Here is a 10,504-nt window from a genome sequence, read left to right as displayed (position 1 = left end):
CTGGGAACGGCCGCCTGAAACTCAAGATCAACCTCAGAGTTTGGGAAACCTAGCAGCGCTAGGAATACGACCCGATGTCCATCGTCTACTCGACGGCGGCCAGGCCGGCGGCGAACAGGATGGCCGCGGCCAGGCTGGCGACCGCGCGGACGTGGTTCCACGACGTCCACTCGGAGTCGTAGGTCTCCCAGCGCCGCTTCGCCTCCGGCCCGTCGGGGTCGACGAGGTGCAGCGCCTTGTTGCGCGGGATGTGGTAGCTGCCGGTGAGCACGATCGAGCCGAAGATCAGCAGCAGGCCGGCGATGAGCAGGTAGATCGCCTCCTCCTCGCCCCAGCGCGTGATCGAGTAGACCACCGAGATGCCCGACAGCACCGCCGAGCCGACGAACGCGGTGAGGAACCACGCGTTCATGAGCGCGACGTCGATGCTCTGCATCGCCCGGATCGCCTCGCCCGGTTGCAGGCGGCGCAGGCCGGGCATGATCATGCTCGAGAACGCGAAGTAGACACCGGCCATCAGCCCGGCGGAGACCGCCGAGGCGAGTGTCAGGGCGAAGAACACGCTGTCGGGCATGCGGAGCCTCCAGACGATGGTGGGAGCCGATCCTAGAGGCTCGCTCGGACGTTTGGCCGGACCCGCGCCGAGAGCGGGGCCGATCGGCGGGGAGTCGTGCCGGCGGCCCCCGCCGATCGGACGACCGCTACACCCCGCCGGCCGCCATGACGGCGCGCCGGGTGAGGACCGGCGCTAGCTGGGTCCGGTACTCCGCCGACGCGGTGCCGTCGGTCAGCGGCGACGCCCCTTCGAGGGCGCGCGCGGCCGCGTCCGCCACCGCGTCCGCCGTGGCCGGTGCGCCCGTCAGCGCCTCCTCGACGCCGCGGGCGCGGACCGGGGTGACGCCCATGTTGGTGAGCGCGACCCGGGCCTCGGCGATGCTGCCGTTGGACCGGCGCACCGCCGCCGCGACGCCGACGACCGACCACGACTGCGCCAGCTGGTGGAACTTCTCGTAATGCGTGCTCCAGCCGGTCAGCTTCGGCACCCGCACCGACACCAGGACGTCGCCGGGGCCGAGCGCCGTCGTGAAGTAGTCGACGAAGAAGTCGCTCGCCGGCACGTCGCGAACACCGGAAGGACCCACCACCGACATGACGGCGTCCAGCGCCAGCGCGACGCCGGGGAGGTCGCCGGCCGGGTCGGCGTGGGCGAGCGACCCGCCGAACGTGCCCAGGTGCCGGATCTGCCGGTCGCCGACGGTCTCGGCGGCCTGCGCGATCAGCGGCGCGTGCTCGTGCACCAGCGGATCGCGCATGACCTCGTCGTGCGTGGTCATGGCGCCGATGCGCAGCGCGTCGCCGTCGTCGTGGACGCCGCGCAGTTCGGCCAGGCCGCCGAGGTCGACCAGCATCGCCGGCGCCGCCAGCCGCAGCCGCAGCATCGGCAGCAGGCTCTGCCCGCCGGCCAGCACCTTGCCGTCGTCGCCGGCCGCGGCCAGCGCGGTGACGGCGTCCTCGACCGACGCCGCCTTGGTGTAGTCGAACGCCGCGGGGATCATCGGCCCTCACCTCCAGCGGCGCGGGCCGCCACGATCGTCGACCACACCCGTTCCGGCGTGCACGGCATGCGTACGTCGGTGACGCCCATCGGCCGCAGCGCGTCGACCACGGCGTTGACGACCGCCGGCGTCGAGGCGATGGTGCCGGCCTCGCCGACGCCCTTGGCGCCGAGCGGGTGCCCCGGCGCCGGTGTCTCGGTACGGTCGGTGACGATGTCCGGGAGGTCGGCCGAGCTCGGGATGGTGTACTCGACGAACGTCCCGGTGGTGAGGTTGCCGTCCTCGTCGTAGCGGGCCTCCTCGAACAGCGCCTGCGCGATGCCCTGGGCGACGCCGCCGTGCACCTGGCCCTCGACGATCAGCGGGTTGATCACCCGGCCGACGTCGTCGACCGCGACGTACGAGCGCACCTTCACCATGCCGGTCTCGGTGTCGACCTCGACGGCGCACAGGTGCGTGCCGTGCGGGTAGGAGAAGTTCTCCGGGTCGTACGTGGCGTCGGCGTCCAGCGTGGACTCGACGCCGTCGGGGAGGTCGTGCGACTGGAACACCGCGAACGCGCAGTCGGCCATGGTCTTCGTCGCCGCGCCCGGCGCGCCCTTCACCCGGAACGCGCCCTCGGCGAACTCGAGGTCGGCGGGGTCGGCCTCGAGCAGGTGCGCCGCGACCGGCAGCGCCTTCTCGACCACCCGCTGGCAGGCGTTGACCAGCGCGATGCCGCCGACCGCCAGCGAACGCGACCCGTAGGTGTCCAGGCCCTTGTGCGACGTGCGAGTGTCGCCGTGCAGCACCTCGACGTCGTCGAACCCGACACCGAGCTGGTCGGCGACGATCTGGCTCCACGCGGTCTCGTGGCCCTGGCCGTGCGGCGACGTGCCGGTGACGACCTCGACCTTGCCGGTGGGCAGCACCCGGACGGCCGCCGACTCCCACCCACCCGCCGCGTACCGCAGCTGGCCCAGCACCCGCGACGGCGCCAGGCCGCACATCTCCGTGTACGTGGAGACGCCGATGCCCAGCTGTACCGGGTCGCCGGACGCCCGCCGCGCCGCCTGCTCCTGCCGCAGCGCGTCGTACCCGAACAGCTCCGTCGCTCGCGCGGTGGCCGCCGCGTAGTCACCGGAGTCGTAGGTGAGCCCGGCCGCCGTGGTGAACGGGAACTCGGAGCTGTCGATCCAGTTGCGCCGGCGCAGCTCCAGCGGGTCCATGTCCAGCTCGGCGGCGAGTTCGTCCATGATGCGTTCCAGCGCGAACGTCGCCTCGGGCCGGCCGGCGCCGCGGTAGGCGTCGGTCTTCGTGGTGGTGGTGAAGACGCCGGTGCACTCGAACCGGTAGGCCGGGAACTTGTAGATGCCGCCGTACATGAACGCGCCGAGGATCGGGATGCCCGGCGCGATGATGCCGAGGTAGCCGCCCATGTTGGCCAGCAGTTTCGCGGACATGCCGGTGACGGTGCCGTCGCGGCGGGCCGTGACGGTGATGTCCTGGACCTGGTCGCGGCCGTGGTGCGCCGAGAGCATCGCCTCGGAGCGCGACTCGGTGAACTTCACCGGCTTGTGCAGCCGCCGGGCCGCCGCGAACGCGATGAACTCCTCGGGCGTGACCTCCAGCTTGCCGCCGAAGCCGCCGCCGACGTCCGGCGCGATGACCCGGATCTTGTGCTCCGGCATCCCGGTACCGAGCGACAGCAGGATCCGCAGGACGTGCGGCACCTGGGTCGACGACCACATGGTGATCTGGTCGCCGGTGGGGTCGACGACCGTGCTGCGCGGCTCCATGAACGCGGGGATCAGCCGCTGCTGGATGAACCGCCGCCTGACGACGACCTCCGCCTCCGCCTCGGCCCGGGCGACGTCGCCGCCGGTGCCGGCCTGCGCGGAGTCGAGGATCCACGTGTAGCACCTGTTCGTGCCGGCGGCCTCGTGCACCAGCGGCGCGCCGTCGGCCAGCGCGGCCTCCATGTCCAGCACGACCGGCAGCGGCTCGTAGCCGACCTCGATCAGCTCCAGCGCGTCGAGGGCGCTCGCGCGGTCGCGGGCGGCGACGACGGCGACCGGCTCGCCCGCGTGCCGGACCTCGTCCAGCGCCAGCGGCGGATAGACCGGCAGCACGGTGTCCTCGGTGACCGGCCAGATACATGGCATGGCGCCCTGCAGGTCGGCGATGTCAGGGCCGGTGAAGACGTCGACCACGCCGGGCGCGCCGCGGGCCGCCGTGACGTCGATGCCGGTGATGCGCGCGTGCGCCATGGGGCTGCGCAGGATGGCGAGGTGCAGCATGCCCGGCAGCGACAGGTTGTCGGTCCAGGAGGTCCGGCCGGTGATCAGCCGGGCGTCCTCCTTGCGGCGGCGGTCGCGTCCGACCTCGCCGGAGGGACGCTGCTCGGTGACCGTCACGTCGTCACCCCCTCGGCCGCCTCGGCGCCCTCCGGCGTCGACGGCACGCTGGTGCGCATGGACTCCGCCGCCGCGTGGACCGCCCGGACGATGTTCTGGTAGCCCGTGCAGCGGCACAGGTTGCCCTCGAGACCCTCGCGGATCTCCTCGTCGGTGGGGTCGGGGTTCTCGGTGAGCAGGTCGACCGAGGCCATGATCATGCCCGGCGTGCAGAACCCGCACTGCAGGCCGTGCTGCTCGTGGAAGGCCGTCTGGACGGGGTGCAGCTCACCGTCGGCGCCGGCCAGGCCCTCGATGGTGGTGACGTCGGCGCCGTCGGCCTGCACGGCCAGGACGGAGCAGCTCTTGACGCTGGTGCCGGACAGCAGGACGGTGCAGGAGCCACAGTTGCTGGTGTCGCAACCGACCACGGTGCCGACCTTGCCGAGCCGGTCGCGCAGGTGCTGGACGAGCAGCGTGCGTGGCTCGACGTCGTCGTCGTACCGGACGCCGTCCACCGTCATGGAGATTCTGGTCATGGGACTCCCGCCTACGCCAGGGACCGGCGCAGCCTCACCGGCCCGACCGAGCGCCATCCGATGCGCGCTTGCTGGTTCCAGCAAAGTCCGCGAATGCTGACACCGCAAGTGTTTCGCCCGAACCCGTGTGACCTACGGCACAGGTGACGCCGCTCACGACTCGTGGCGATCAACGCCGGCGGCTCGGCAGGCTGAAAGCACCATGCTCTACGACTGCCCCGAATGCGCCCTGCCCGCAACCGTCACCTCGCGCGGCCGGCTGTCCGGCACCTCCGGCCCGGTCGAGCACGTCGCTGTGCACTGCGTCGCCGGTCACCGTTTCCTCGGCCCCGCCGACACCCTGCGCATCGTCCTCCCGATTCCGGCCGGAGGACCGCACTAGAGCCGGTCGGTCCACAACGGGTCTGCAACATCGATTGACACACTCCACTACCGGCCGGTAGGACTCTCGCTATCAGTCCACTCACGGCGCGAACGCGCAGGTGACGTGGGCGGGGGTGAGAGCGCCGATGCTCGCTGTCGAGAACCTCGAGGTGGTGTACGAGGACGTCGTTCTCGTGCTCAAGGGTGTGACGCTCGAGGTCCCCAGGGGTGAGGTCGTCGCCCTGCTCGGAGCGAACGGCGCCGGCAAGACGACGCTGCTGCGGGCGCTCACCGGGCTCCTCGGCGTTCATCGGGGCTCCATCACCAAGGGCTCGGTGACCCTCGACGGCGCGGCGATCGATCACCTGGACGCACCGCACATCGTTGCCGCCGGCATCGGCCAGGTCATGGAGGGGCGCCGGATCTTCGCCGAGTTCACCGTCGAGGAGAACCTGCGCATCGGCGCGCACACGGCCGGCCGCGCCGCCGTCCAGTCGGGGCTCGACCGGGCCTACATGCTGTTCCCCGCGCTCGCGAACCGGCGAACCCAGCTGGCCGGCTACCTCTCCGGCGGCGAGCAGCAGATGCTCGCCATCGGCCGGGCCCTGATGACCGAGCCGGCTTACCTGCTGCTCGACGAGCCGAGCCTCGGGCTTGCTCCGCTGATGGTGCGGCGCATCCGCGACCTCATCGGCGAGATCAACCTGCAGGGCACGTCGATCCTGCTCGTCGAGCAGAACGCCGCCATGGCGCTGTCCGTCGCGTCACACGGCTACGTGCTCGAGACCGGCAAGATCGTCATGGACAAGCCGGCTGCGGTGCTGCGCGAGGACGAGGACATCCGCGAGTTCTATCTCGGCCTTCGCGACGAGGGCGCGGCCTCGTTCCGGGCCGTCAAGCACTACAAACGGCGCAAACGGTGGCTGTCGTGAGCACGCCCGCGGTCACCGAGCCCATCCTCGACGTGTCCGACCTGACGCTGCGGTTCGGCGGGACCACCGCGGTCGACGCCGTCGAGTTCGCCGTCGGGCGGGCCGAGTTGTTCGCGATCGTCGGGCCCAACGGTGCCGGTAAGACGTCGATCTTCAACTGCGTCTCCGGCGTCTACCGGCCGCAGCGGGGCTCGATCCGCTTCGACGGCGAGGAACTGCGCGGCCGGCGGCCGGACACCGTCGCCCAGCTCGGCATCGCACGCACGTTCCAGAACATCGAGCTGTTCGAGAACCTCACGGTGCTCGACAACCTGATGCTCGGCCGCCACCATCACCTCGACTACGGCGCGCTGGCCGGGCTGCTGTACCTCGGCAAGGCCAAGCGGGCCGAGACCGAGAACCGCCGGGTGGTCGAGGAGATCATCGACTTCCTCGAGATCGAGTCGATCCGCCGCAGCCTGGTGGGGATGCTGCCGTACGGGCTGAAGAAACGGGTCGAGCTGGGCCGCGCGCTGGCCATGGAGCCGAGGCTGTTGCTCCTCGATGAGCCGGTGGCGGGCATGAACCTCGAGGAGACCGAGGACATGGCCCGGTTCATCCTGGACATCCGGGCCGAGCTCGGCGTCACGATGGTGATGGTCGAACACGACATGGGTCTGGTGATGGACATCGCCGACAGGGTGCTGGTCCTCGACTTCGGACAACGCATCGCGCTGGGCGAGCCCGGGCGAATCCAGAGTGATCCAGCCGTCATCGAGGCCTATCTCGGCGAGGCGCCATGACGACGACCGAACCGGCGACACGTCGCGACTGGGCCACCATTCCGGCCCGGATCGCGGAACGGGCCGCGCTGCACCCGGGCCGGGTCTGCCTGCGCGAGAAGCGCTTCGGCATCTGGCAGGACGTCACCTGGCAGCAGTACTGGGCGAACTGCCGGCTGGCCGGGTATGCCCTCGCAGCGCTGGGCATCGGGCCCGGCGACCGGGTGGCGATCCATTCGGAGAACCGGCCGGAGTGGCTCTACACCGACGTCGGCGCCGTGGCGATCCGCGCGATCACCGTGGGCCTTTACTCCACCAACCCGGCGCCGGAGATCGCCTACCTGTTGCGTGACTCGGGCGCGGCCGTGCTCGTGGCCGAGGACCAGGAGCAGGTCGACAAGGCGCTCGAGGTCGAGGCGCAATGCCCCGACCTGCGCTGGATCGTCTACCTCGAGCCACGCGGCGTGCGAGCGTACGACCACCCGAAGCTGCTGAGCTGGACGGAGTTCCTGGAGCGCGGACGCGACCACGCGGCCGCCCATCCGGAGCTGCTCGACCGAGCCGCGGCGGCGGCAACGCCTGACGACGTCGTCACCCTCATGTACACGTCGGGAACCACCGGACCGCCGAAGGGGGCGATGCTCACCGTCCGCAACGTGGACTTCGCGACCCGGACGCTGATCGTCGATGGCGGGCTCTACGATCCGCCGCCGACGGACAGCGACGTGGTGCTGTCGTACCTGCCGCTGTGTCACGTCGTCGAACGGGCGGCGACGGAGTGGTGCAACGCCGCCACGGGCAGCACCGTCCACTTCGCCGAGTCGATCGACACCGTGCAGGCGAACCTGCGGGAGGTCCAGCCGACGCTGTTCTTCGCCGTCCCGCGCATCTGGGAGAAGATCTACGCCGGCGTCGAGGTGAAGATGAACGCCGCGTCGCCGCTCAAACGCGCGGTGTACGGGTTCGGCATGCGACTGGCCGCACGGATCGGCGACGAGCTCGTCCGCGCCGAGGGAAGCCACACGGCCCGGACCCGCCTCCTCTACGCGCTCGGCTACCCGCTGCTGTTCCGATCCCTCCGGGACCGGATCGGCCTGCGCAAGGTCCGGGTGGCCAGCTCGGGAGCGGCTCCGATCTCGCCGGACGTGCTGCGCTTTTTCTTCGGCATCGGCGTGGTCATCAGCGAGGCGTACGGGATGACGGAGAACGCGGCCGTCGCGACGGCCAACCGCCGCGGCCGCGTCAAGCTGGGCACCGTGGGCCAGCCGCACTCGGGCACCGAGCTGCGCCTGGACCAGCGCACGAACGAGATCCTGACCCGGCATCCGGGCAACTTCGCCGGCTACTGGCGCAACCCCGGCAAGACCGCCGAGGTGCTGGACGAGGACGGCTGGCTGCACACCGGCGACGTCGGCGCCTGGGTCGACGGCAGCCACCTCAAGATCGTCGATCGGATCAAGGACGTCATCATCACGTCCGGCGGCAAGAACGTCGCGCCGTCGGAGCTGGAGAACTCGCTCAAGACGTCGCCGTACATCAAGGAGGCGGTGGTGGTCGGCGACCGGCGGGCCTACCTCACCGTGCTGATCGGCATCGAGCCGGACACCGTCGGCGACTGGGCCCAGCGCGCCCGCATCCCCTACACCACCTACCGGGACCTCACCGAGAAGGAGCAGGTGCTGGAGCTCGTCCAAGCCGTGATCAAACAGGCCAACGCCAAGGTCGCCAGGGTGGAGCAGATCCGCAAGTTCCGGGTCATCCCGAAGGAGCTCGATCACGACGACGGCGAGCTGACAGCCACCCAGAAGGTCAAGCGGGCGACGTTGCACGAGCGTTTCGCCGATCTCGTCGAGGACATGTACGCCAACCGCAAGGACCGTCCCGGCGGCGACCTGGTGGAGGTCCACACATGGACGAGCTGATCGCCTCGGTGGTCCGCGGGCTGGGCATCGGCAGCACGTACGCCCTGCTCGGTGTCGGGTTCGTGATCATCTACCGGGCCACCAAGGTGATCAACTTCGCCCAGCCGGCGCTGATGATCCTGGGCGGCTACTTCACCTCCCTGTTCGCGACGCGGGCCGGGCTGCCGTTTCCGGTGGCCGTGGTCGCGGCGATGGTGGCGGTAGCGGCGATCGGAGCGCTGTGCGAACGGGTGGCGCTGCGCCCGATGGTGGGCGAGCCGCCGTTCGCCGCGGCGATGGTGACCGTCGGTGTCTTCATCGTGCTGCTCATCGTGGCGTTCCGGCTGATCGGGACACAGGTGCTGACCGTCGGCGACCCCTGGGGGTTGTCGCGGACCAGCGTCCTCGGTGTCTCGGTCGCCCAGGTCGACATCGCCAAGATCGTGATCTCGCTGGTGGCGATCGGCGTGATCGGGGTGTTCCTGGCCAGGTCGCGGCTCGGCCTGGCCATGCGGGCGACGGCGCTGGACCAGGAGGTCGCGCTGGCCCAGGGCGTCGACGTGGGCCGGATCTTCGGGCTGTCGTGGGCCATCGCCGGAGCACTGGCGGCCCTGGCCGGCATGCTCATCGGCACCGCGTCCGGTGGTATCGAGGCCACCACGGCGCTGGTCGCGCTCAAGGCGCTACCGGTGATCATCCTGGGCGGCCTCGACTCGATCAAGGGGTCGGTGTACGCGGGCCTGCTGATCGGCGTGGCGGAGTCGCTGACCCGCACCTACCAGCCCGAGCACGCGCCGTTCCTGGGTGCGAACTTCGACGTCGTCGTGCCGTACGTGATCATGATGGCGGTGCTGATGGTCAGGCCGTACGGGCTGTTCGGCACGCCGGAGGTGCAGCGCGTATGAGCGTGACCACCGAGGGTGCGCGACGTCGTGGGGCCGGCCGCGGGCGGCCGCTGCTCTACACCAGCTACGCCGCCGACCAGGCCATCTGGAACACGCCGGCCAAGCGGGTGTGGACGCTGGCCCTGCTGGTGGCGGTCCTGGCGCTGCCGTTCTACCTCGACCGCGACCTGACCAGCCTGCTCACGACGGTGTTCGTCTACGCGATCGGTGGCATCGGGCTGAACCTGGTGACGGGATACGCCGGCCAGGTGTCGCTCGGGCATGCGTTCTTCCTCGGCCTGGGCGCCTATACCGCGGCGGTCTTCGGCGGCGAGGCCACCGACGACGTGGTGGGCCTCGGCCTGGACATGGCGATCTGGCTCCCGCTGGCCGGGCTCGTCCCGGCTCTCGTCGGCTTCGCGGTGGCACCCCTCGCCGCCCGGGTCCGCGGACTGTACCTGGCGATCCTCACTCTGGGTCTGGTGTTCATCGGGCTGCACATCTTCAATGAAGCGGACTCGATCACCGGGGGAGCGGGCGTCGGGCGGGCACCCGCCGAACCGGTGCTGTTCGGAGTCGACCTGACGACGCGGTTCGAGCTGTTCGGGACGCGGGTCAACCGGGACATGGTCTACTACATCCTCTGCCTCGTGGTGCTGGTGGTCCTGGCCGTGGCAGCGCGCAATCTCACCAGATCGAAGTGGGGCCGGGCGTTCGCCGCCGTCCGCGACCGCGACGTCGCGGCCGAGGTGATGGGCGTGTCGCTGCTGCGCACCAAGACGCTGGCGTTCACCATCTCGTCCTTCTACGCGGGCATCGCCGGCGCCCTGCTTTCCGTGGTCGTCGGGCGGATCAGCCCGAACACCTGGGACCTGTTCCTGTCCATCGACTTCCTGGCCGTCGTCCTGATCGGCGGCGTCGCGACGATCACCGGATCGATCATGGGTGCGGCCTTCGTCGTGCTGCTGCCCCGGCTGGTCGACGAGCTCTCCGCCTACCTGCCGTTCATCTCCGGCCACACCGGCGAAGGCTTCCTGTCGGTGTTCCAGCTGCAGACCATGATCTTCGGTGCGTTGATCGTCCTGTTCCTCGTGCTCGAGCCGCGCGGGCTCTACGGCCTGTGGGTGCGGGTGCGCAACTACTGGAAGGCCTGGCCCTTCTCCTACTGATCCGCTCATATTCGATCAACCGCC

General features: G+C 70.4%; 10 protein-coding genes. 6 read left to right on the top strand and 4 right to left on the bottom strand.

Going from position 1 to position 10,504, the window contains the following annotated elements; genetic code table 11:
- Nucleotides 1-85: 85 nt before the first annotated feature.
- The 4 genes from ACW62_RS20200 to ACW62_RS20185 all read right to left on the bottom strand — a co-directional run bounded on the left by ACW62_RS20200 (nt 86) and on the right by ACW62_RS20185 (nt 4,470).
- On the bottom strand, nt 86-574 hold the full coding sequence (locus tag ACW62_RS20200) for an anthrone oxygenase family protein (RefSeq protein WP_053205886.1): 489 nt from the start codon (nt 572-574) through the stop codon (nt 86-88).
- A gap of 127 nt (nt 575-701) precedes the next feature.
- A complete protein-coding gene (locus ACW62_RS20195; RefSeq protein WP_053205885.1) occupies nt 702-1,556 on the bottom strand; it encodes an FAD binding domain-containing protein in 855 nt (284 codons plus the stop codon).
- Nucleotides 1,553-3,952, bottom strand: coding sequence for a xanthine dehydrogenase family protein molybdopterin-binding subunit (locus ACW62_RS20190; protein ID WP_053205884.1), 2,400 nt, complete (start codon nt 3,950-3,952; stop codon nt 1,553-1,555). Before ACW62_RS20190 ends, ACW62_RS20195 begins: the two co-directional genes overlap by 4 nt.
- On the bottom strand, nt 3,949-4,470 hold the full coding sequence (locus tag ACW62_RS20185) for a (2Fe-2S)-binding protein (RefSeq protein WP_053205883.1): 522 nt from the start codon (nt 4,468-4,470) through the stop codon (nt 3,949-3,951). The genes ACW62_RS20190 and ACW62_RS20185 overlap by 4 nt, the downstream gene beginning before the upstream one ends.
- 202 nt (nt 4,471-4,672) lie before the next feature.
- On the opposite strand from ACW62_RS20185, the gene ACW62_RS20180 reads away from it, so the two are divergent.
- From ACW62_RS20180 to ACW62_RS20155, 6 genes are all read left to right on the top strand, one after another.
- Complete coding sequence (locus tag ACW62_RS20180) at nt 4,673-4,852, top strand: hypothetical protein (protein ID WP_053205882.1); 180 nt, start codon at nt 4,673-4,675, stop codon at nt 4,850-4,852.
- Between the two features lie 127 nt (nt 4,853-4,979).
- Nucleotides 4,980-5,765: an ABC transporter ATP-binding protein gene (locus ACW62_RS20175; RefSeq protein ID WP_053205881.1), complete on the top strand. Its 786-nt coding sequence runs from the start codon at nt 4,980-4,982 to the stop codon at nt 5,763-5,765.
- Nucleotides 5,762-6,547, top strand: a complete 786-nt coding sequence (locus tag ACW62_RS20170) for an ABC transporter ATP-binding protein (RefSeq protein WP_205629485.1) — start codon at nt 5,762-5,764, stop codon at nt 6,545-6,547. The genes ACW62_RS20175 and ACW62_RS20170 overlap by 4 nt, the downstream gene beginning before the upstream one ends.
- Nucleotides 6,544-8,448 (top strand): AMP-dependent synthetase/ligase, encoded by a 1,905-nt coding sequence (locus ACW62_RS20165; protein WP_053205879.1) that lies wholly within the window; start codon nt 6,544-6,546, stop codon nt 8,446-8,448. The genes ACW62_RS20170 and ACW62_RS20165 overlap by 4 nt, the downstream gene beginning before the upstream one ends.
- On the top strand, nt 8,436-9,332 hold the full coding sequence (locus ACW62_RS20160) for a branched-chain amino acid ABC transporter permease (RefSeq protein WP_053205878.1): 897 nt from the start codon (nt 8,436-8,438) through the stop codon (nt 9,330-9,332). Before ACW62_RS20165 ends, ACW62_RS20160 begins: the two co-directional genes overlap by 13 nt.
- Complete coding sequence (locus tag ACW62_RS20155) at nt 9,329-10,480, top strand: branched-chain amino acid ABC transporter permease (RefSeq protein WP_053205877.1); 1,152 nt, start codon at nt 9,329-9,331, stop codon at nt 10,478-10,480. The genes ACW62_RS20160 and ACW62_RS20155 overlap by 4 nt, the downstream gene beginning before the upstream one ends.
- Nucleotides 10,481-10,504: the final 24 nt, after the last annotated feature.

It is taken from the genome of Jiangella muralis (genome assembly GCF_001270745.1).
GTDB lineage: Bacteria > Actinomycetota > Actinomycetes > Jiangellales > Jiangellaceae > Jiangella > Jiangella muralis.
The sequence above is the reverse complement of the archived record's forward strand: the minus strand, read 5'-3'. Positions and strand labels throughout refer to the sequence as shown.